The sequence below is a fragment of the Calothrix sp. CBUCES-K 9914 genome (assembly GCF_059640475.1).
Genome location: NZ_JBXXZH010000148.1, coordinates 1 through 23,691 on the forward strand (window position 1 = coordinate 1; position 23,691 = coordinate 23,691).

Annotated in this window: 16 protein-coding genes and 1 pseudogene; 6 read left to right on the forward strand and 11 right to left on the reverse strand. The window is 37.5% G+C overall.

The features are described from left to right. Positions 1–317: 317 nt before the first annotated feature. Positions 318–1,286 carry a tetratricopeptide repeat protein gene (locus AC2JBO_RS27625; protein WP_496956832.1) on the reverse strand — a complete coding sequence of 323 codons (969 nt, stop codon included), beginning with the start codon at positions 1,284–1,286 and terminating at the stop codon, positions 318–320. 315 nt (positions 1,287–1,601) lie between these two features. On the opposite strand from AC2JBO_RS27625, the gene AC2JBO_RS27630 reads away from it, so the two are divergent. The 3 genes and pseudogenes from AC2JBO_RS27630 to AC2JBO_RS27640 all read left to right on the forward strand — a co-directional run. After that, the gene (locus tag AC2JBO_RS27630) at positions 1,602–1,778 is read left to right on the forward strand and encodes a hypothetical protein (protein WP_496956833.1); all 177 of its coding nucleotides are present in this window, start codon (positions 1,602–1,604) and stop codon (positions 1,776–1,778) included. A gap of 508 nt (positions 1,779–2,286) precedes the next feature. After that, on the forward strand, positions 2,287–4,317 hold the full coding sequence (locus tag AC2JBO_RS27635; RefSeq protein ID WP_496956834.1) for an elongation factor G: 2,031 nt from the start codon (positions 2,287–2,289) through the stop codon (positions 4,315–4,317). Between the two features lie 223 nt (positions 4,318–4,540). After that, positions 4,541–4,732: pseudogene (locus AC2JBO_RS27640) on the forward strand (WD40 repeat domain-containing protein); the annotation flags it as partial. A gap of 144 nt (positions 4,733–4,876) precedes the next feature. Here AC2JBO_RS27640 and AC2JBO_RS27645 read toward each other — a convergent pair. Both AC2JBO_RS27645 and AC2JBO_RS27650 read right to left on the reverse strand, forming a co-directional pair. Further along, on the reverse strand, positions 4,877–5,023 hold the full coding sequence (locus AC2JBO_RS27645) for a hypothetical protein (protein ID WP_496956835.1): 147 nt from the start codon (positions 5,021–5,023) through the stop codon (positions 4,877–4,879). Between the two features lie 621 nt (positions 5,024–5,644). Continuing rightward, positions 5,645–6,610, reverse strand: coding sequence for an Rpn family recombination-promoting nuclease/putative transposase (locus AC2JBO_RS27650; RefSeq protein ID WP_496956836.1), 966 nt, complete (start codon positions 6,608–6,610; stop codon positions 5,645–5,647). An 863-nt stretch (positions 6,611–7,473) separates the two neighbouring features. Between AC2JBO_RS27650 and AC2JBO_RS27655 the strand changes: the two genes are divergently transcribed. Next, a complete protein-coding gene (locus tag AC2JBO_RS27655) occupies positions 7,474–7,677 on the forward strand; it encodes a hypothetical protein (protein ID WP_496956837.1) in 204 nt (67 codons plus the stop codon). Here AC2JBO_RS27655 and AC2JBO_RS27660 read toward each other — a convergent pair whose 3' ends face one another. Further along, positions 7,678–10,452, reverse strand: coding sequence for a CHASE2 domain-containing protein (locus AC2JBO_RS27660; RefSeq protein WP_496956838.1), 2,775 nt, complete (start codon positions 10,450–10,452; stop codon positions 7,678–7,680). Between the two features lie 449 nt (positions 10,453–10,901). Between AC2JBO_RS27660 and AC2JBO_RS27665 the strand changes: the two genes are divergently transcribed. Further along, positions 10,902–11,600, forward strand: coding sequence for a GGDEF domain-containing protein (locus tag AC2JBO_RS27665; protein ID WP_496956839.1), 699 nt, complete (start codon positions 10,902–10,904; stop codon positions 11,598–11,600). Positions 11,601–11,624: 24 nt separating this feature from the next. Here the strand turns inward: AC2JBO_RS27665 and AC2JBO_RS27670 are convergent, their stop codons facing one another. Further along, a complete protein-coding gene (locus AC2JBO_RS27670) occupies positions 11,625–13,496 on the reverse strand; it encodes an AAA-like domain-containing protein (RefSeq protein WP_496956840.1) in 1,872 nt (623 codons plus the stop codon). Positions 13,497–14,318: 822 nt separating this feature from the next. Then, positions 14,319–15,419 (reverse strand): transporter substrate-binding domain-containing protein, encoded by a 1,101-nt coding sequence (locus tag AC2JBO_RS27675; protein WP_496956841.1) that lies wholly within the window; start codon positions 15,417–15,419, stop codon positions 14,319–14,321. Positions 15,420–15,741: 322 nt separating this feature from the next. Between AC2JBO_RS27675 and AC2JBO_RS27680 the strand changes: the two genes are divergently transcribed. Then, the gene (locus AC2JBO_RS27680) at positions 15,742–16,953 is read left to right on the forward strand and encodes a hypothetical protein (RefSeq protein ID WP_496956842.1); all 1,212 of its coding nucleotides are present in this window, start codon (positions 15,742–15,744) and stop codon (positions 16,951–16,953) included. A 460-nt stretch (positions 16,954–17,413) separates the two neighbouring features. Here the strand turns inward: AC2JBO_RS27680 and AC2JBO_RS27685 are convergent, their stop codons facing one another. The 5 genes from AC2JBO_RS27685 to AC2JBO_RS27705 all read right to left on the reverse strand — a co-directional run bounded on the left by AC2JBO_RS27685 (position 17,414) and on the right by AC2JBO_RS27705 (position 23,357). Then, positions 17,414–18,175 (reverse strand): SDR family oxidoreductase, encoded by a 762-nt coding sequence (locus tag AC2JBO_RS27685; protein WP_496956843.1) that lies wholly within the window; start codon positions 18,173–18,175, stop codon positions 17,414–17,416. Positions 18,176–18,564: 389 nt separating this feature from the next. Further along, on the reverse strand, positions 18,565–19,764 hold the full coding sequence (locus AC2JBO_RS27690) for a DUF4336 domain-containing protein (protein WP_496956844.1): 1,200 nt from the start codon (positions 19,762–19,764) through the stop codon (positions 18,565–18,567). Positions 19,765–19,839: 75 nt separating this feature from the next. Further along, the gene (locus AC2JBO_RS27695; protein ID WP_496956845.1) at positions 19,840–21,555 is read right to left on the reverse strand and encodes a C2 family cysteine protease; all 1,716 of its coding nucleotides are present in this window, start codon (positions 21,553–21,555) and stop codon (positions 19,840–19,842) included. 182 nt (positions 21,556–21,737) lie between these two features. Beyond that, a complete protein-coding gene (locus AC2JBO_RS27700; protein WP_496956846.1) occupies positions 21,738–22,532 on the reverse strand; it encodes a hypothetical protein in 795 nt (264 codons plus the stop codon). A 39-nt stretch (positions 22,533–22,571) separates the two neighbouring features. Next, entirely contained in the window at positions 22,572–23,357 is a 786-nt protein-coding gene (locus AC2JBO_RS27705; RefSeq protein ID WP_496956847.1) for a hypothetical protein, read from the reverse strand. Between the last annotated feature and the right edge of the window lie 334 nt (positions 23,358–23,691).

A 23,691-nucleotide genomic window follows, 5' to 3' on the forward strand; every position in this document is an offset into this window, starting at 1 on the left:
TGATTATAAAGGAGATTTGTCAATTTTAATTAAAATTTAGCACGTTAAGTACGGAAGAGCCATTTCCGTTTGTTAGTTGAGTCATGAGATTACCCTTGAAAATTGCAATACATCTCTTTTTTACTTCTCGGTGTAAGGTGATTCATCTTTCTATATGTAGATATGTATTTCGCTGCGTGGGTCGTTGTATTTGTTGGTGCGTGACGCTACTTGATTTGCGCTTCGTTGTTCGGTTATTGTTGCGTCACGCATCCTACGTTTGGGCTTGTTGTGTTTGTTGGTGCGTGACGCTACTTGATTTTCGCTTCGTTGTTCGGTTATTGTTGCGTCACGCACCCTACTGTTTGGGCTTGTTGTAACATTTGTTGCGCGGCGCCTGCCCATTGGGAATTTCCTTGGGCGTTAAATAGGTTCAAGGCGTACTGAAACACTTGTGCTGCTTCGTTACATTGACGCTGCTGCATGAAGACTAGTCCGGCGCCGTAATACGCATTGGGATAACTGGTGTTTGTCTCTGCTGACCTTCTAAATGATTCTAAGGCTTCTTTATATTTTCCTTGGTTAAATAATATTGAACCGATGTTATAATGAGCTGCTGTGTAATTTGGGTTGATTTTTGTGGCTCTGCGGAATGCATCTCTGGCTTTGTCTAATTTTCCTTGCTCCATATAGCATACACCCATGTAATACGCTGGTTCGGGCGCTTTTTTACTATATTCCATCGCTTTTTTAAAGGATGATATCGCATTTTCGTAGTCACCCTGCTGTTTTCTTAGTAAACCGAGGTTGTAGTATGCTATTCCTAGTTTTGGCTCTATTTCTAACGCGCGCTTTAAATAATCTTCGGCTTGTCGCCAATTTGCACCTTCGAGCAGGGCGCCTCCTAGGTTAGCATATGCTAGCGCAAATTTGGGGTCTGCCTGGGTGGCACGATAAAATGCATCTGCCGCTGGTTGTAATTGTCCGGTTTGACGTAAGGCTAACCCTAAATTATAGTGTGCTGGTGCCAGGTTTGGGTCGAGTGAGGTAGCTTTTTGGAAATAGGCTATTGACTCTGAAGCTCTGCCTGCCTGAATTAACTGCAATCCTTGATTTAAAAAGTCTGCCGCTGTTCCCCCTACATATCCTTGGGCAATATGTAAAGTTTGGTTAGATAATGGTTGTGTCGAGGCGCCGCTCGGTGTTGAGGCAGAAAGTAAAACCGAAAAGGCTAATATGATGCCAATTAATTTCGTCACACGATACCTTAGTAACCCCTTTACCCTTTTCCTTGTTTGTACTCGCATAGTTAATTTAAATATCCTGAAGTAAATTTTGTTATGAACGACTGAAATAAATTAGTAATGACGCATCATATATATAAATGTTCAAGTTTGTAAATTTTTCTTAGCACAGTTTAACTCTTCTTTAAAAGTAAAAGAGTACTAACATAAACTCCAATAATCAGGTTCAGCATTAATATAAGTTTTAACTCGAACAAAATTGTTTATTCTCTAACGTAGCTTTAGGCACCACTGAAACCAACGTCTCTAAAATAATTAGATATATCCCAGTATAAAGAACTTATACAAAAAAGATACAAAAGTTTATATATTCTGATTTTGCATGAGTTTCCTTTAGCTAAGAATGTTGCTAAAAAAGCCTTAGTTAATATGGTAAGCGCGCGCAATGACTTAGAAAGCGTCAAAGATTCAATTCGGCAGATTGTGTTGGTGTCGAGTACAGGTTTTGTGGCGCCTCCAAAGCAACGGTCTGTATATCTTGAGAAAAAACCGTAATTTTAGGACGTAATCACAATGCTGTTATTAAAAAATACGAAATAATAAAATTTGAATATACAATTAAGTCTATTTTTCAAACAAAAAAATCAAACAAAAACAAAATTCTTGCTAATACTGAAAAGGTAGAGAGACTTGTAGAAGATAGTAACAAGGAAGCTGTACAACCAACTGCTTACACCAGAGCAACAAAAAACTTTAGACACGCTCAAAGGTAAAGAGTGTAAACTCGATACCAGCAAGTTGAAACGAGTTTAATTTGACTTGTTGGCACAGGCAGGATGCCTGTGCTACAACAAACTTAATATATAAATCTTTAAGTTTGTAAATTTTTCTTAGTATTGTTTAAACTTACTTCAAACAAATATTACAACAAAATACTATTTGCAGCTAAATTTACAATTTGGTAGTAGAGTCAGATTAAAGAAAGGATAAATTTGCAATTAACCTTTCTTAATCTCTTCATAAACCATGAACGCGGCAGTATATCTGACCGCAAGGAGGTTGTATGACCGAAAAAGTCAAATCGGGTTCGCGCAATGTCGCAATCGTCGGTCCATACTTGAGTGGAAAAACTAGTTTACTAGAAAGTCTGCTGTTTGTCACGGGGGCTATTACGCGAAAGGGCAACGTTAAAGACGGAAACACTGTTGGAGACTATGCTCCTGAAGCTAGAGAACGCAAAATGAGCGTTGAAGTGGGCGCCGCTTGTACTGAATATAATGATGTGCGGTTCACTTTTATTGATTGTCCGGGTAGCGTTGAGTTTGCTCAAGAAACGTACAATGCTTTGATGGGGGTTGATGCAGCGATTGTTGTTTGCGAACCTATTAATGATAGAGTTCAAACCCTAGCTCCTTTATTTAAGTTCCTCGACGACCAGGAAATTCCCCACCTTGTCTTTGTAAACAAGATGGATAGAGCAAATATCCATGTATTAGATACTTTACACGCTCTCAAAGCTGTTTCTTCTCGTCCACTGGTAGCACATCAATATCCGATTTTACGAGGTGAAGAACTTACTGGCTTTATTGATTTAGTCACTGAGCAAGCTTATCAATATCATAGTGGTGCCCCTGCCGACCCGATTCCGTTTCCTCTTCACCTGAAAGAAGAGGAGCGGATAGCACGAACTGAAATGCTTGAAGCGTTAGCTAATTTCGATGACCACTTACTTGAAGAACTGTTAGAAGATATTGAACCTCCACAAGAGGAAATTCTCAAAGATTTAAAACTTGAATTAGGCGCCGATTTAGTTGTACCTGTTTTCTTTGGTGTCGCAGAACAAGATTTCGGTGTTAGACCTTTACTCGAAGCAATTTACAGAGAAGCTCCAGAACCAACTGTTACAGCTCTAAGACGCGGTATTCAACTAAGCAACGAAACAAGTACTACCGCGCAAGTATTAAAGACTTTCTATACTCCACAAGGCGGCAAGCTTTCGCTTGTGCGAGTCTGGCAAGGTAAACTCAAAGATGGCACTGTTCTCAACGGTGTGCGCGCGGGTGGTATTTATCGTCTTTGTGGACAGCAACAAAATTCTATAATGTGCGCGCAAGCAGGTGAAATTGTTGCTCTCAGTCGCATGGAAGGTATTAAAACAGGTGATGTTCTCACCTCTGACTGTAAAGAGGAAATATTAGCTAAAGCTAAAGTTGTCGAACCTGTGTATGCGCTGGCTATTGTTCCTGAAAAACGCAATGATGAAGTTAAATTAAGCGGCGCCATTAGTAAGCTGCTCGAAGAAGACCCATCATTAATGTGGGAACAACATGGTGATACACATGAGGTGATTTTGTGGGGACAAGGAGAAATTCACCTGCAAGTTGCATTAGATAGACTACGCCGTAAATATAATTTACCGATGACAACGCGCTTGCCGCAAGTTCCTTACAAAGAAACTATCAAGAAGCAAACTTCATCGGTGCATGGTCGGTACAAACATCAAAGTGGTGGACACGGGCAATTTGGTGATGTTTTCTTAGATATCAAACCTTTATCGCGCGGTGAGGGTTTTGCGTTCAAGGAAACTATTGTTGGTGGTGTTGTGCCTAAACAATATATTTCTGGTGTGGAAATGGGTGTGCGTGAATTTCTTTCGCATGGTCCATTAGGTTTCCCGGTTGTGGATGTTGCAGTAACTTTGACTAATGGTTCATACCATAACGTTGATAGTTCTGAACAAGCTTTTAAACAGGCCGCGCGTTTGGCTATGCAAACCGGACTTCCGCAGTGTGAACCTGCGCTGTTAGAACCAATACTTCGAGTTCAAGTATCTACTCCGAATCAGTTTACATCAAGAGTTCTGCAAATTGTTAGTGGTAGACGCGGACAGATATTAGGATATGAAGGAATAGAAGGCTGGTATGGTTGGGATTGTGTGGTTGCATACTTACCTCAAGCTGAGATGCAAAACTTTATTGTAGAGTTGCGTTCGCAAACTTTAGGTGTTGGTTCGTTCCACTGGGACTTTGACCACCTTCAAGAGGTTCCTGAGAAGTTGACTGAGCGTATTTTGGCGAGTAGTGGAAGTAAATAATTCTACTCCTTGTACACACTTCTTTTGGGATGTTGCATTTGGCGTACATTTGTATGGTGGGCAATGCCCACCTTACTGTCTACACCAAAACTTTTGACATAGAATACTACTAATGATTTAGGTGAATGGTAGGCGCCTTTGCGATTAGATGGTACGTGAAAGCACTTTAATATACGTAATATTGATGAATTGTGATAGCTTTCACGCACCCTAAAATTTTTTCGCGTTTAGTCCTGACGGCAAAACCTTAGCTTCTGTTAGTTTGGACAAGACCATCAAATTGTGGAATTTGGCAACAAGAAAAGAAATTGCTTCCCTGACTGGACATCAAAGTTATGTCAAAAGCGTCGCGTTTAATCCCGACGGCAAAACCTTAGCTTCTGCTAGCGATGACGGAACCATCAAATTGTGGAATTGAGATTTAGATGATTTACTATCGCATGGCTGCAACTATTTAAAAGATTATTTCGCTACCCGTGATGAGCGGCGCCAGGAAATTTGTCCGAATAAATGATATAACTCCCAAGAAACACATTCCACAATCCCTATATACTAAGAGTTACAAAAAATGTGTTTTTTCATATTTAACGGGAGCAGTGACGGCACCTGTTAATCCTCCATAAATTCTGAGAAATTCTCTTTTCCTCACTCTTCCTTCGCGTCCTTTGCGTCCTTTGCGGTTCGTTTTTCCTGTCTGCTCTCTCATGGTCTCTGTGGTAAAACTATTTACCACACAGGTGCCGAGAACACAGAGAAGAGAGGAACAAAATTGGCGCCAATATCTAAAACACCAACACAATAAAAATCAGTCACTACACAAATATCTCCAAACCAACTCAAAAAGCAGCAGTGTCTAATAATACTTTTAATATGATTAATCTTCTACTTCCGGCTCACCAACTGTCTTCTGTGCCCCTATTTTCGTCTTGGTACACATGAAAACACGGCGCCGCATTTTCATATAAAGCAAGCAGTGATGATATCCGTATTTTTCACTCTCCCTAGAATAGATATTTTTAAGAGAAAAATAGTAAGAGAAAAATAGACTGCTGATTTAAATCTGGGTTAGCGCTATGTTTGCTTTTGTTATTCTCGTCCAATTATCCTAATAACTCCCGGTTCGCTTATTTTTTAGGGAGTTAGATAAAAGGGGATATCCATTCTATCATAGTATTTTAGTTCTATAAAATATCGTATACTTGTCAATATGCGTTTTTTGAGATGATAATTAAAAATGGCGCGTCACAGCACTTTAATTGTGGCTTCGCTGAAGTTTGTCGTTGCTGTGACGCACCCTACTTGTTTTATGGGCGCCTTTTGCCTTGATTTACCTGTTTGATAACCAGTTGGTTAAATCAGTAACCGAGGTAAAATCAAGTAATGCCTCGTTTAATGCTTGCAATTGTTCAACAGATAAAGAACGTACACGCTCAAGTTCTGCCTCATCAATATTACCCAAGCGGCGATTCAGTAGCTGTGTTACCATTAAGAATGCTTGCTCTTGTCTAGCATCACGCTCGAAAGAAGTTATATATTTCATAGTTTGCCCTGCCTCAATTTGTCTTACCTCAAGTTTAAACTCTGCTGCAATGTTTGGTGGTAATGTTAGCATCCAGTCTATAAAAGCTAGTAACTTTATTACATCCTTTTGCTCAAACCCTTTCTCGTATAGTCTTCGTACTAAAGCAAGTTTCTGCACTTTACGCTCGTTTCGGTCTTCACGAGTCTTGAGTGCTGCTAGGTGTGCTAGAACAACTGTTGCGAATGGGTTGGTACTATTTTCTAGTTTAGGCAGCCTTTGCTCATAATCTAGCAATTTGATAGTTGGAAATTGAAAATTCAGCGAACATCCAAATAAATCATAACCAAATTCGCAGGGATTCCAATTTTGATTGCTGTCGCCTAAAATCGCTAAAGATGCTACGGGCATTTTATATTTATCGTAAATACGATAGTTATAAGTATACATCCTGCCGCCAAATTCATTTTCTTCTTGTGATTGAACTTCTACATGAACGAGTATTAATTTTTCTTCACCGTTTTTTAGATGTAATTTGACTAATTTATCGGCATATCGGCGCCCTATTTCTGCGTCTGCAACGACTTCTGCTAGTTCTTTGTCTAGAAATTCTGGCTTTTTTGTCCAGTCGATTTGGTCATGTGCAGTAGGGAAGAAGAATTCCATGAATTCTTTAAAGTATGTTTCTAATATGTCTTTCCAAGGTGAATCATACTTGGTTGGCGGATTTTTTGGTTGATTTTCCCCTGTGTCGTTTGTATTTGTATCTGTCATGATTTTACTGATTACAAATTTTTGCTTAGTTCAAATTTATCATTAAGTCTTTTTGGTGATTACAATTTTTACAATTTGTTTCATTTTAAAATTTTTATACTTCTTTTACGAAGATTTTAAGATAGGTTTATTTCGCTCATGGCATATTTATAAAATTTTATCTGAAAATACACAAATTATTTACAGGAATAAAATAATTTAAGTGTAGTTTATTCAGCAAAGCGAACAGGTAATAGCTGCTAATTACCGTTGATGAATGCGAATAAATATTTTGTAATAAAAATATCTTCTTCCAAATTTATTTGGACATAATTATTAGCTAGGGAATTAATACGGTTAAGGCGCCAGTTATGCAGCAACTAACCTGATTACTTCCCCACGTCAACCCTATTTTTGTCTGAGTACACATGAAAACACGCCGCCGCATTTTCATATGAAGCAAGCAGTGATGATATCCGTATTTTTCACTCTCCCTAGAATAACCTTTAAGATGCCAAACTTATTTTTTGAAGAAGGTTGGCTAATTTGCGTATGTTAGAGCTTTATGTTCTTAATGTAACAGTGTGTTCTTGATTCGTACTTTATATTTTATAGTTTTGCTTCATGTGTTCTTCACGGTTGGTCAAAAAATAAGCTGTAAAAAATGTGAAGCGTTATATTGGTTATGAGTTTATTATTTCAATGGTTGAAAGATAGGAAGTTTAGAAAGTTTATAAAAGTAGTCTAAATTTCAAGAAATTTTTTTTCGTAGTTTTTTTCCATGATTGGCTGTTGTGGGTGTGAATAGATAGGCAAGTAAGGATAATTACGGAGATATTTACACGCTCATGAATAATATCTATGCCTTTGGATTGGTGATTACTATGGTAATCGTCAAGCAGTTCTTCATATCTATTATACCTAAAGATGCTCAAAGTATGCATCCAAATGTAAAAGAACAGACATCTGTTCTTTGTAAAGGTAATTTAAACCCACCTGGTTCGAGTAAACCGAAAGGTTCTTCTGGTGCGGGTTCTCGTCGTATGTCCACTGATGTTGATATCAATGAACCAAATTTCATTAGCTAGTTAGTTGTGATTGGAGCTTTTATGTTGCCATATTATTTGGTCTATCAGTATTTGGTTTTCTTGACTTTCGGCTTGTTTTAGGTATTCGATGGCTATTTGCCCAGCAATTGGTTTTTCTTGGGTAAATACAATTAATGACTTGACTGTTTGACGAAGCTCTATTTTCTCTAACTGTTTGGCGCCAGCTAACGGTAGACTGACTGATGCGACTAGTAACCCTATTATTGACGGAATCACTGGAATCCACCAACCGAGCAAGAAGGCAAGGTAGGTTGTTGTTATTAACCCTCCTAATAATAACATAATCAGGATGGCAGTGTGTTTAAATGATTTAAAATACCAACTAAATAGTGTTCCCAAAAAAGACCATAGTAAAATCCAAAGCCATTCACTTGATTTTGACCATACTTGCAACATTATTGGGCGCCCAGAAAGTGCAGCGCTTAAGATTATGCTTGTAATATTAGCATGGAGGATGACTCCAGGCATTTGTTCAGGGTTATCTAAAAAACTAGTGCTGTAAGGTGTTTGAAACAAATCGTTAACGCTTTCAGCTGTTGCACCAATTAAAACTATACGGTTTTTCACCATCTCAGCAGATACTTTATTATCTAACACATCTTGAATTGAGACGGTTTGATACTGTTGAGAGGCACCGTAATAGTTGAGTAGAATTTGATAACCCCCCGCATCTGCTCGAACATATCCCCCATAATTTGCGTCAAAAGGAATAAGTTGCGCTTTTCCTATTCGCTTGCGGTTGTTGGAAAGATTTTCAAGAACTATACCTTCGGTTTCTAAGTAGCGAAATGCTAGCTGTAAACCAACATTCAAGTGGTTCTTACCTTTGTCCTCAACTGCAAGCAACGCGCGACGCACCTTACCATCTCCATCTAACACTTGGTCGGCAAGTCCCACTTGTCCAAGTTGAGCTAAAATTGGTGGAGGAGCAATTTTACTACCAACTAGCTTCTCTACACCAAGTAGATTTGGAGTTGTTTTGTATAGCTGCATTAATTCTCGGTGTCCTGGTTCCACAGGTAAATCTCGATACAAGTCTAAACCAATAGCTCTCGGATTATAGCTTTTTAACGTCTGTAAAGCTTCAGCTAATACCATATCTGACATCGGATACTGTCCCATTTGCTGAATATTTGATTCGTCAATAGCAACAATCAATATTCGAGAGTCAACAGGTGCAGGTGGACGTGCTTGGAAAAACCTATCCAGCATCGTCCACTCCATACCCTGTAATAGTCCAGTTAAGCGTAAAATAATTACTACACTAGCAACGCAAACAGCAACAGAAATTATCCAGCGTTTCCCTAAACGCAATGTATGAACGTTTTTCTTCGCGTATAAACGCGCGTGGGATAGAAATTCCTGTGCAAGTTTGGTAGACTCAAGAGCAAACATTGCTTTTTCTCGCTCAATTTGTCGAGCTTGTTTCTCTGCCACTAAATCCTTTTCTATGTTGCGTTTCGCTAGTTCTTGACTTGCAGTTAAAAAACGATAATCTAAATTGGAAAGTCTTTTGCTGCACGACCAAGCAAGTGCTTGCTCTAATGCTTCTCCTTGAAGCAAGTACTCAGTATCTTCCTGGTTGGAAGCTACCCAAGCTTTATATTTTTGTGCGTAAGGACGCAAATTCTCCATCTGTTTAGTAACCCATTCTAAATTAAAGACGGATTCGTAAATTAAGTTTTTTACTTTTAACTTACCTTGCGACTTAACTACCAGTCCTGACAGAATTAATTCGATTTGTTCTCGACTATTATCACTGGGGACATCTTCCTCTAAAAGAATGCGCTGATAAATTTCTAAGTTGCTAGCTGCTGCTTGGTCGTCTCTGAGAATTCTGTCGGAAATTGTTCGCAAGTGCTGCGGTTCATCATGAAATTCCCATTTATCTATAATATACCTTGTTACCACATTTTTTACTAAAGCTGCTTCTTGCCCTTTACAAAAAATTGATGTATCTTCTTGATCTCCTTTATTATGAACTGAGTCAACTAGCAATTGAGAAAGTTTGTGGGTTAAAAATGGTTGTCCGTTTGTCCAAGTCAATATTTGACTCATTACTTCTTGTACATTACTTTCCGAAATTATCAAACCTTCCGCTAATGGTTGAACTTTATCTAAGGTAAAACCGTCTAATTGAATTGATTTACCGATGTTAAAAGGTGTACGTTGCTTATCTTGTATCAAGTCTGATGGTGTTGCAACCCCAAATATCGCGAATGTCAAACGATTATATTCTGGGTTAACCGCGCGTTGGTTATAGCAACAGCGAATGAATGTAAAAAAATCATCAACAGGAAAACTTAGACTAAGGATGCTATCTATTTCATCAATAAATATGACAATTTGTTCGTGTGCAAACTCAACCAATAAGACCTCAGAAATGAATCTGCTGAGTTTATGGAGCAAGGAAATATCTCCTTGTCCTTCCCACCAAACCTTCAAATTAACCTTTTGCCCTAGATTAAACCCCGATAGCAAATCAGTTACTAGTCCTTTATACCATTGCAACGGGGTAATATTTTCGCTGCCAATATTCGTTAAATCAATTACAGAGCATTTGTATTGCTGTTGTCGTAAACGATGACTGGTTTTAACTAATAGGGAAGACTTTCCCATCTGTCGGGAGTTGAGAACGTAGCAAAATTCACCGTGTTTCAATGCTGTGTATAGCTCTCGGTCACACGCGCGTTCAACATAGCTCATAGCGTTGCTTTGCAAACTGCCACCGACTTGGTATCTATAACAGGACATACATTTGGTTATAGTTTAGCTGTAATTGATAATAGTATTACTAGACTTTCATCTAACTTAGCAGCAATTTCGCAAACATTATAGGGTATAGTTTACTTTCTTTAAAATTATTTATACACAACCAACATCGTTTCTTTAAACATATTTTATAATTGAACATTTGTTTTATTTATTCACATTAATTTTGAATTAGCTGAAATAACTTTTCATAACAACCTAACAAAAGTAAATATTTATCTAGTTTGTCAATATAAGATAAAATTATTTCTCGTCAATTTTAAATATTAAAATAATATTAATGAATTATGTGTTTTATGTGAACTGTGAGTATATAATTGCTGAGTTAATATCTTGTCAAAGTTATACGCATTATTAAATTGGAATGTCCTGCTAAAGTATTGTTTACTTGTAGAAATAGATTACGTAATTAAAAACTAAGTAGTGGACTTATGCAATTATTTCCTGACTTACCCAGTGATTTTTTCCCATCATCTGATTGTGATAAAAATTTGTATCAAAGTTTACATGAAGTGGATAATAAAATACTTGGTACTCAATTCAATCAATATTTACTGCGGTTATGCGTCAACGCTAGACAAGAATTACTTATACAGCATTTAGAAAATTTATGCTACACCGATGATTTGACGCAACTTCGCAACCAGCGTTACTTTAATTTGTGTTTGAATCGTCTTTGGGAAGAGAGTGCTGTTCGTCAGGCGCCGTTATCAATGATATTAATGGATATTGATAACCTGAAAATATATAATTTGATGCGGGGGAACAAAATGGGAGATGAATGTGTTTATAAAATTGCGAATCAAATATCTAGGTGTGTGGACAAGAATGGTTTGGTTACACGCTATCAAGATGACTCATTCGCTATTTTGCTTCCAGATACAACTATTAGTCAAGCAGTCGAAATTTCGGAAACTATCCGCGAAGAGGTGCAAAACTTGGGTATTAAACATGCTATTGCGAAAGTGGGTGGACTTCAGTTTCCGGTTGTCACCATCAGTTCCGGAGTCGTTGGTATGGTTCCAAAGCTAGAAAAATCTTCAAACTCTTTGGTTGATAAAGCTTTTGGTGCATTACATCGCTCGAAAAAGATGGGTGGAAATACTACTTACACTCCCACCCAACATTAGCAAAATAATCCAAAATCGAATAATCTAAACAGTAACTTTGTTTCTTCCTAGTTTCTTGGACTGAAGCATTGCTTGTTGAGCAGTTGCAATGAGCATTTCTGGGTATAAATACGAATTTAGTTCGATAGTCGCTACCCCCAAACTCATAGTTAAAATTTCTGTTTGCTCACGAACGATTGCCAAATTTTCAACACTAGCACGGATATTTTCCGCGCGCGTTACTGCTGTATCAGTTGCGGTTTGAGGTAATATGATTACAAACTCTTCTCCTTTATGACGCGCGATTAAAGCCGCTTGCTCTTTTACACAATCGCATATCGCGCTACTAATTCTTTGTAGGGCTATATTCGCGGCGCCGGCGCCATAAGATTGGCTATAGGATTTAAAGTAATCAACGTCGCACCAAATTAAAGATAATGGGAGTGTTTCATGTGCCCAATCACACAGTTCTTTTTCTAAGTACTGTTTGAAATAATCATATGAACCAAATTGTGATAATTCATTAATCTTAGTTTGTCTTTGGATATTAGATCTGGTTAACAAAGTTTCTTCTTCTAATTGTTTACGAAAATATAGACGGTATAATTCGCAACTAATATATGCGAGATTTCCATCTAAGTGTATCAACCCCATACTTTCCAGCTTGTATGCTGCTATCGCGTCAATAAAAACACCTTCATCAGCAGCTAGAACTTGTTTTAGGGAAAATATCAATTCGTTTTGCTCCTGTATAATTGCAAACAACCTGCGTAAATAGTCACTGTAAATACCCGCTAAGGTTGGAGCATTTTGTAGCAACTCTGGAAAGTTCGTTTGTCCTTTATGTAAATGATAAAAAGCAAGGTTAATGAGATAAGGATGTCCCCCAACCATTGATATTAACTGTTCAAGTTCCGAGTCAACTAGCTCAAGTCGATAGCGACTAGCTAATAACTTCACCTGTTGAATGTTAAAATTTGGTAACTTCAGCGCTAGTCCAACGTTGAAAGGAGATTGATGCAATTTTAATGGTACATAGATTTCCGTTGAGTGAGCGATTACTAGCCGTAATTTTTGCCAAATTTCTTGTGAACGCGCGATTTCATGCCAATATCGCAGCATGGGTAAAAATTCCGATGCAATATTAGGATGCTCAAAAACGCAGTTGACCTCATTTAAGATTAAGACTAACGGAGTTTTGATATGATTGAGCAAGTAATCTTGAAAATAAACTTTACAACTAACTTTGCTGCCAATATCTTCGTCCCAATAATCATCCAATTTGGGGTTAAGACTTAATTGTCTGCTGATATGACTACAAAACCAGCGTAAAAACTTATCAAGATTAGTAAATATAGCTTTGTCTGGTTCTTGAAAATCTAAATAAGCAGTTTCATACTTATTCGCATTTGCCGTTTGAACTATTTGATTAATCAGCGAATTTTTCCCCATTTTTTGTGGAGCTTTAATTCTGATTACACAACCTGGTTTTGTGATTTCCGTACAAGCTAATTCTTCGACAGGAGGGCGGCTGATGTAAAAAAAAGAACTGGCTAGCAGAGAACTATTAGGAAATTCTACGTGGTTATCTACAACTAGATTATATCTGGGTATTGTTGTAAAACAAGTAGTTTCGGTTTTAGTTTCAGGGACTTGCTGTAAATTGGTTTGTATATATTGAGGCAGAAGTAGATGTATATTTTTTTTCGTAACTTTGCGCTTGAGTACGCTAGAAATATCATTCCATAAGTCAAAACCAATTACTTTTAAGTAGTTACTAGAGTAATTAGTCCCCTGTGACATTTCTTCATAACTTTTTCCCATCCACGAATGACGTAGTATGAGCTGCTCAATAGGACTAAGTTGTCTAAGTAGCAGCAATTGTTCTACAGCCTCTAAAATATTGTCTGTGTTCATAAAGAAATAAATAACATAATAATTAAAACTAGGTTTATCTTACTGCTAAACAGATATTCAATTTTCTTGACTTCATAAGTTTCACCCTAACATCAAGACAATAATACCACCCAATACTACTGGATTAAGACATTTTCCTAGAATACTATCCCTCCGCGAATTCGGGGTAATAAGAGCAGTTTTAAGCTCCCTCATCAGGCGGGTTGGGGGGATCAATTTCTATCTTTAGCAGTATTGTAATACCACCGATTCTTTCAATTTTAAGCATTATATAACTTTATTACTATTTTTGAACATGGAGTTATTCGTTGGTAACAATAGAGTTATCTGCATATACTTTGTCCTTATTAACAGCAGTTATCTGACAATTACGATTTAATTGATGTCGTAATTGTTAATGCTACTGGTGATATACAATACCAGTGATGCACTTACGGTTTTTACAATTATTGTACAAGTAATTTAATTGAATAACTTAGGCAGAGGGAACACAGTTAAATTTATTTAGCTGAACTTCTTGTGTGTTGAAGGTTTAAGTGCTGCTAACATTCAATTATAGTAAGATACCACATTAATCTTAGATTTTTCATGCGATTGCGCGCGTATCATGGACTGCATAATTCAATACAAACTAAAATAATATAATATCGAATTTTGCTCAATATAAACACGTAAATTTTGATATTGATTAGATAAATGATACATATTTTCTTGAAAACAGGGTGTAGAGACGTGATTAATCACGTTTCTACCGGATTGAATGGTTGTATGATTTTGGGCACGCGCGGAAAGTTATTAATGAATATACAAGTATGGTAGTTTCTATGAAGATTTTTTAACATCGAACCATTTTTCGTATAATGCCTTGTAGATTCCGTTTTCTTTAAGAGTCAACAGCGCAGTATTAATTTGTCTACGGTAAGGACTGTTGTTTGGTAGAACAATACCGTAGTTTTCTTCTTGAAATATCGAGCCAATAATCTCAACTTTATCTTTACCTTGATTAGCTGCGTAATAGAGAAGTACTGGTGCGTCAAAAACCACAGCATCAGCTTGGTTTTTTAGTAATGCTTCGTAAGCTTTGGAAATATCGGTTACTTCAACAGTTTTTATTCTTTGCTGACGTAAAAATTCAGTTGCAGTACTACCAGTAGTAGTTATTACAACCCGACCAGGTAAATCATCAATGCCACGGATATCACCTTGAAGCTGTTGCACCGTCATCGCGGTAGTAACGGTAGCTGTAAAATAAGCGACAAAAATAACACCGATGAACATCCAAATAATTGCTATCATCCGACTGAGAGGGCCTTTGGGCATTTCATCAGCTTGTGTTGCTAATGTTGCAGCTGCCCACCAACAAGCTTTGAAAATGCCAGGGAAATAAGATTTAGAGATAATTCCTTCAGCATGATGGCGTTCCAATAGCCAAATAATATGGGCAGCGACTAAAATTAAAGCTAATGTGATACCAACTAACTGTAAAAAAGTAGGAGAGAAAAACGTTTGTAAAATAGTGGGAAAGATATTCTTCTGTCCTTTAGAACTCCTCACCATTATTTGTAATCCTCCAGAGAATATTGGAAGAGAGAAATCAAATTTATTTTGCCTTTCCGCAGTAATTGAGATAGCAGCGATGCCTAAATCTGCTTTCTTTTGTTCTACCTGATTAAGTATATCCCGTACTGTTGGATATATATTAAATTTAGACTTGGCGCCGATTTCATTAGCAATACTTCGCCATAAGTCAATGCTAAATCCTAAAAGCTCATTTTTGTCTTGAAACACAAAGGGGGGGACAAGCTTTGTTGCTACTTGTAACGTTTTTTTTGATTGATTTTCTTGAGTTAGACCTGGATGCGGGTAGATTAACAATAGTAGCACTAGCACACCTGCAAGTAAACTTTGCCATAAACCTTTCATAAGATATCTTTTCGCTTAACTTGACTACTGATGTTTATTGCCCAAATATAACTTGCCTCTTTGTTATCTTGCATAGGCGCCTATTTTTATGTATCACCTGATTGTGCGTAACATTTGTTACAAATAAATTTCGTAGAAACGTTACATGTAACGTCTCTACAAACATAATGTTGGGTCTAACCCCTCATCTATAAACCTTGCCTGATTAGGAAAATAAATATAAATATTCATAAATATTCATTTTATTTGTTTGACTAAAAATAAATATAATTGTTTCATTTAGAATAAAGCGAGTTGCTATCAAGGGGGATGAATTTACAGTATGCCGACATTTAGAGTTTGTGAGCGCTTAATATCATTTGATTATCCAACTAGTCTTGCTGAGTGTACGGAAAGAACATTGTTATTAGCAGCACAAGTAAAGATTTTGGAAAGAACAGGTCAAAAAGAAGCAGCTTTGATAGCAGACTGTGAACTGGCAATGCTTCATGAGTGGCAAAATTCATCCTATTTGTTAACAATGATGTCGGTGAGGAATTGTTCTACTATATCAGAATCAAAGTTAAAAGAAGAAGGCGCCCTAGTTCGTCACATGCAATCTATACTATTAAGGTTACAAAAACAGAATGTAGAGATTGGTGAAGAAGCGAAAGTAGTTTGTCAATACGCGCGGGAGTGGTTAGCATCTTCATGTTGTCAAGATGTTCCACCAGAATATTTAATTCCAGATAAATTTAAGGTTCAAGACTCACCAGAAGTAATTCGAGAAAGTAAGCTAGTCATGGCTGCTGTAAAGAATCAAGTTACATTAACACAGTTAGGAAAAGGTTTGCAGGCTAAAATAGCACCTCAAAACACAGCTAATCATGACGTAGATACTAATTTATCAAATCAGATAGAGACATTTACCAAATGTTTACAAAACTTAGATACAAAACTCAATAAATTAGAAGTTACCAGCACCCAGGAACGCGCGGTATTAAAGAATGATATTGAAAAAGTGAAAGAAATTGTTGAAAAGTCATCTCCAGTTAGAGGTGAGTTACAGAATTTACAAAATAGGATTAGTGAGCTAGAAGAGATAGAACTCGATAGAATTGAATCAACCCTTACTACCGAGCAGATAAAGCAACTAGTATCTAGCTCAGTAACAAAAGACAGTGATGATATCGTAGAATCAACAGATAACGCGTGCGTGAAGAAACTGCTCAAAAAATATCAAGACGAAATAAAGATATTATCCACATCTAGAAAAGATAGATTATCAAAACTAGAGAAAAAAGTAGAATCATTATCAGGATTTGTTGAGATAGAGCGTAATATTAGGATGTCACAACACAAAACGATTACTGGTAGCATAAAAACATTAAAGCAAACCTGTCAAATTTTAACTAAAACCTCAACTGATGAAAAGCAAACGCATCAACAAGTAGAGATACTATTATCATCCATAGGACTTACAGCAAATAATTGTACGAGTAAACCAAGCATTTCAACACCCCAGCTTGTAACCGAATTAATGCTTTTTAACTAAAGATAGAAACCTCACTCCCAACATCAAAACGTAGGGTGTGTGACGCTACGAAAAAACTTCAACTAACATTATAAGACTGGTAGTGTCACGCACCGACTCGCTTATATATTTGTATTTCTTTGATTACAAAAATTGTTTCAATTCCTGAAAGGGATTATTTGAAATTGTAATCCCAGGACTCTACGTTAACGGAAAGTACAACATCGGTGCCAACGTTGTTTTATACAAATACAGAACGTAGAAAAGATGGTACGTGACGCTACTAGGTTATTCTATTAGTTGAGGTTTGTAGAATGCGTCACGCACCCTACGAATGAAACAAAGCTGATATAACTATATATTTGTTCGCACGGAAATAAGTACAGTGACCATTAACGTATTCAAAGTGAAACAAAGCTGATATAATTATATGTTTGTTCGCACGTCCTTTATGGTTTATGCATGGCGCCACGAGTCAAATTTATGCTGCAGCGTCCATATCGGTTGGTAGGTCAAGCATACCAGCAAATTGTTTTTCGAGTGTTTTGAAACTATTGTGAAGAGGGGTCAGCACGTCAGTAGACATTTTGTCTGGATATACGTCTTCTATACCTTTTTCTAATGCGTGTAATGTGGCTTCGGCTATTTGTTTTGAAGAAACTTTTTCTAATTTAAGACCTTCTATCATTCCTGTGTCAACTGGCCCAGGAAAGACTCCTATCACTTTTGTTTTTTGTGTCGCAAGTTCTGCTCTGGCAGCTTGAGTTAATGACAAAACTGCTGCTTTTGATGCACTATATGTACCAAACATGGGCACGTTAACGTGTGATACGACTGATAGTAAATTAATTATTGCACCACCTCCATTGTTTTTCAATATCGGTGCAAATGCGCGAATCATATAGAGTACTCCATAGAAGTTGGTCTGCATTTCCCATCGTAAACTATCTATGCTTGTAGAAGAGAAAAATCTATCTCTTGCAAGTACACCTGCGTTATTTACTAGTAAATTTACATTATTTGCAAGTTCGGCAACAGATAAAACTTGGTTTAAATTCGTAACGTCTAATTCGATTGGTATAATTTTTCGTGGTTCAATCAAAACTAAGCTTTTGAGTGAATTTACATCACGTGCTGTCGCGTAAATACGCTTCACTCCTTTTTCACATAAAGCTTCAACAATCGCTTTTCCAATCCCACGATTTGCACCTGTTACTAGAGCAATGGATGCGTTAATATTCATATTGTTTTCTCAATTCTAGATTTATTATGCTTTGTTTTTATTTGTATCAATTGAAATTATTATTGGATCTTTTTCATTATTCGTCAAGCTTTTGCATACGATAAATTGTGATAATTATGTTTAATATCATATTTATCTTTGAAGCACAATATATTTATAATTGGTTTAAGTTTAGTCAATCATCGAATTTAACAGTGGTTATATATATCTTTGGATAGATGACGATAAATTTAATTATGTCAAATATTCATGTTTTGCTGCGTGACGCCATGTTGCAGTTATGTATCCTATTAATTTATCCTATTAATTATTGATGCTTTGGTGCGTGACGCAACAAGTTCTATGACTATGTTGAGGTTTTTTCGTAGCGTCACGCACCCTAAAATTTATCAGACTTTTTCTTTCGCAGGTGGGATTATACCTACTTTTTTTAAGCCGTTATCTATTTCACGCAGTATTTTAAAATCAACTTCGGGTAAAATAGCTGTGTCTACTGTTGGTTGCTTTTCCAAAAATGCAAACGCTTGTCTAAATTCATTTGGTGTTGCTGTTATCGGCGCCTCTAAGTGACAGGGTATAATACGTTGGAAGTTCCATTGAGCTACTTTATCTGCCCATTGTACTGTTTCAGAAGGCGCCCGATTTAAAATAAGAGCCTGTAAAATAGGAGCTACAAAGATACGACCGTTTGCGCTTAAAGTGTCAAAACAACGTTTCCAGTCAAATTTCCATTGAAATGGATATAAACCAAAGTAAGCTTTTTTGGAACGGTTTGTTACTTTGAATGCATCGCTGAATACATTATTCCAAGATGGCACTTCCAAAACACTAGGACGGAAATAAAAAGCAAATAAAGCAATGCGTTGCCACCCTTTACGACGGTTTTCTGGTGTATCGGAAACAATATCAAACGCTTTGTCTCTAGCGTGAAACAATAAAGGGTATGGATCTATTTGTACTATTGCAGGTGGTTCAGATGGAATCGAAACAATAGAATCGGTTATTAAAAGTGTATTCGATAGTTTGTGGAAAAATGCTACTTCTGCAAATCGACCCGGTCCAAGTTCTATCGGTCCAAGGACAGCATAATCAAATTCTGAGGAAAACGGCGCCGTATTACTATCTTGTGGTAAAACTTGAGTACGCTTCGCTGGTAAACCTAACCAACTTAACGGTAAATTTATTGGGAAACTCCACTGACCAGGAGCGATAAATACTTGTGCTGTCGGAAAACGTCTCGCAAATGGCCCGACAAATACTTTGTGTTCTAAACCAGATATTGTAGGTAATATAATATATTTAATATCACCATACTTTTCCACTAAGTCAGTAATTAAACGGATACATTCAGGTGTTGGTGCAACAGGCGCATAAACAAGCAAACCGCCTTCTTTCATCTTAACAACGGTCATTCTCACAGGCACAACCACATAGAAAATGCCTTGAAGTTGGTCGAACGTCCAAATTGTATCCTTTAGAACTTCTCTACGGATTGTTTGGCGCCTGTCAAATGGATAAATAGGTAAGGTGAACCAAAAAGACCATGAAAAGTCTCGTAAGTTTTGCTTTTGTTGCTGTTGCACGTTCATTTTTTTAATTTATTATAAAGCACTGTTTAAGATTCTCGACTTCTTGAAGAAGTCGGGAATCCGCCTACACGACCCTTAACCAAGATTAATAGAGTAGAAGCTATTTTTAAAATCATTGTAGGAAATAGTTTTAAAACCATTCGTTTCACCTCGGTCTTTGGCAGATACACCCCAAGGGTTATAAAGTGTAAGTGTTCCGTTGGAAGTATTCGCACTAACAATTATATACTCATGGGATTCAATAATTCCCAATACTGGTTTTTGAACAGTGTCTGCCGTCATCGCCCATCCCTGATTTAAACGACTCGCAATATCTGATAAACTTAAGAAAGCTCCTAATGGTGTTACCGAAACAACTTTAGAATCGTTACTGTATACACCACCTTGGCTTACACCAGTAATAGCATTCATGACTCGGAAACCCCAACCCCCTTCAATACTGCTGTAATTATTGGCTGTAGTATCGCGTTGAGAAATACCTAATTCTGAAAATTGAGCATAAGCTTTTTCTGCTAAGGCTACCCACAAACCTTTATTTTGAGTATCATAATCTGCCATACCTGTTGGTAAATATTTATTAACAGTTACATATTCGGCGCCTGTAGTTACTTTTCCATCGTTTTGACCATAGAAGCGAACTGTAAATGTACCATCACCATTATCGATAAACATTTTATCTATTGAAGCTACGCCATGTTGACTGTTACCAGCAAGGGCGCCAAGCGAAGCCAAAAAATAACAATCACCTAAATTACCTTGTTTAATATCTGTTGTACTGATATTAATTTTGCTAGTAGTACTATCTTTACCAAATAAGATTTGATTACGACCAGATAGTCCATCTGTGTATACTGACTGGTAGCTAATTGTTCCAGCTGATGTATCAGTAGAAGGTAAATCATTACCTAAAAACCATTTGCTTATCAGTTTATCAAGATTGGTTGCAGAACTGCCAGTTACTAAATTACCCAAACTTTGTCCTTGATAATAGGCGTTAGCGCTACTACCAAAAAGAACTTTAGAAGATAAATTTTTCACATAATCATCCATTTTAAAGCTGCCAACGATTTTTCGCAGGTCGCTCAATTCGTTAGAGTCAACAGTACCTCCGTCTAATGCACTCCGCATTATTAACATCATTTGATTGCGTTCTAACTTACCATCGGTGACAAATTGACGCGCCCAGTTTGTAATACCGCTGTCTTTAAGGTTTTGACTATACCAGTCTGAGGTGTATGTAACTGGTTTAGCTAAAAAATCCATCTTGTAATCAGTTATACCACCATCATAAGAACTAACTTGAAAGTAATAAGTACCAGTATTAAGCGTAACGTCAAAAGCTTCAGATGTACTGACTTTATAAGCATTACCACCTGTGCTATGAGTTCCGCTATTGTTAGAAACCAAAATTTGACTTCCATTTGCATCAAGTAGACGGATATCAACATTAGCAGACAATCCTGACATGACCATGCTTAAGCTACTAGTGCTATTTAAGCTAAAGCGAAAATAATCGTTTGTATCGGAACCTCCAATACTTTCGCCATATGCAAAGTAGCCATTTAACGGCGCCCAAGCAGTAGCAGTAGACATAGTATTGTTATTATCTGCTGTGCTACCACTAGCTTTTGCTTGTGTATTTGAGGTCAAGTTCTGATTTGAGCTAGCACGACTTTGCAAATCATTACTAAGTACTCTTATATCTAAATCTGTTGAAGAAGGCGCCATAGCAGCGCTTAAGCTGGCGTTTAATTTTTCTTGAGTAGGGGATAGCTGTGATTGATGAAACATGATAAATCATTAATGGTGTGTATTGGGTTGCACATTTCAAATTGCACATTTCAAAGATATATACTTCTCATGCTTCGCAAGTTATGCAAAGATATGAAATCAAATTTGCAACATAAAATTCCCGACTTCTTCAAGAAGTCGGGAATCTTAGGGAATTAGAGAATTAGGTGTTACAACTTGTATTATTCGAGGGGTGGGGGGTTACGACGAAGTTCGGCTTCTGGAACTGTTGTCATATTAAATGCTTGCCACCTGGTTGTAACGTATTTGAATCTGCCCATCCCAATACCACCACTGCTTTTAAAATTATCCCACGGCGCCGCCAAGTCCAACCAGTAGTCTCCACCCATATTAAGGACATACTTGGCTTTGCTTCTATCGTCTGGTTTGTTTTGGTTATCTACTATAAGTCTAGCTTGACAAGTAGTGAAAACTCCACCGATATCATTTGGATCGATTGTACTTCTGCCGTTTCTTGACCAGAAGTGGTAGTTATATCCACCTCCTGCTTTGGTTGAAATGCTGCCATCAGATTCTTTACGAATATCGGGTGGCTTGTTAGCGTTACCTCCAAAGTCCTCACGATATGCACCCCCATCAACTCCTACAGAACTTTTCAACAAACGCCATCTTCTAGTTCTTTTGCTGAGAATATAAGACTTGATGTTTCGTATCTGAACTCGCGTGTTTGTAGCAGGGTTCCTTAGTTCGGCTTCATATAATTGCCCCCATGCAATCATAGCTTTGAAGTTTTTTGGATTGTTACCCATTCCAATTTCTGGACCTTTTGCCCAACTGTAATTTTTCGGAACTCCATGCGGTGCCGCGTCATGCGGAGGTTTCATATCCCTGATAATTGTTGCTACCGAATTAATTCTTGTTTGTTGCGCGCTGATGGAGGCGCCTCCTGATAGGTTACAACTAAACACGATAGCAACTAGCACTAGAAACAAATAAATAGGCTTGATACGCATCATTGAAACCAGGTTTCTTTGTGCTATCTATTTTAATGAAAATTACTCAAGTGGTGGGGAATTTTGCTGAATTTGCTCTGGTGACAAAGTAGTCATGTTGAAAGACTGCCATTCCGTAGTGACGTACTTAAATCTACCCGTTCCAATACCACCGTTAGTTTTGAAGTTATCCCAACCTGTCGTCAAGTCGAGCCAATAATCACCACCCGCATTCAATAAATAACGAGCTTGCGCGCGGTCATCAGGTAACTTGGCGTCATCAACAATTAGTCTGGCTTGTACAGTGGTGAAAATGCCCCCGACATCAGTCGGGTCAATTGTACTTCTGCCACCAGTAGCCCAGAAATGATAGTTATATCCTCCTCCAGCTTTTGCTGAAATACTACCATCAGATTCTGGACGAACATCTGCCTGTTTATTTGCATCAAAAGCAAAATCTTCACGATATGCGGCGCCTTCCACTCCCAGAGAACTCTGTACTAGGCGCCACTTTGAATCTATTTTACTCAGAACATAAGCTTTGATGTTCTTTAATTGAACGCGCGTGTTGGTTGCAGGATTTCCTTGTTCTGCTTCATATAACTGTCCCCACGTCATCATCGCTTTAAAGTTTTTTGGGTCATTACCCATACCAATTTCCGGCCCATTTGCCCAACTGTAATACTTTGGAACTCCATGCGGCGCCGCATCCTGTGGTGGTTGCATATCACTAATAATTGTCGCTACCGAATTAATCGTTCCAGTTGCTTTCACGCTCTGGTAGCTAAAACAAAAACTCAGTAACATCACTGCTACTGTAAGAAATACGTATGCTTTTTTCAGTTTCATTTTACTCAACTTAGCCTAAAGGGGTCACACCCCTCGTTTGACGAAGTTATTGTAAAAAGGTTGCCCGATATATAAAAAAAGACAAAAAAAGACGCTATTAATACGTGCGCCTGAGAATTACTGAGTATTATTTAGAATATTAGTGGCAATTCCCGAATAAACAAACACTGCCTCAAATAATACGAGTATTAAGCTAATTTCTCTGTGTACAGACGCGATTAATCGCGTCTCTACTAAGCTGCTACACACTCGTTATAATCAAATTTGTACAGCGTGTAATTCGACAGCAATTTACAATTAGTCATCGAAACACCCGAACAACCCTGCGAAATTT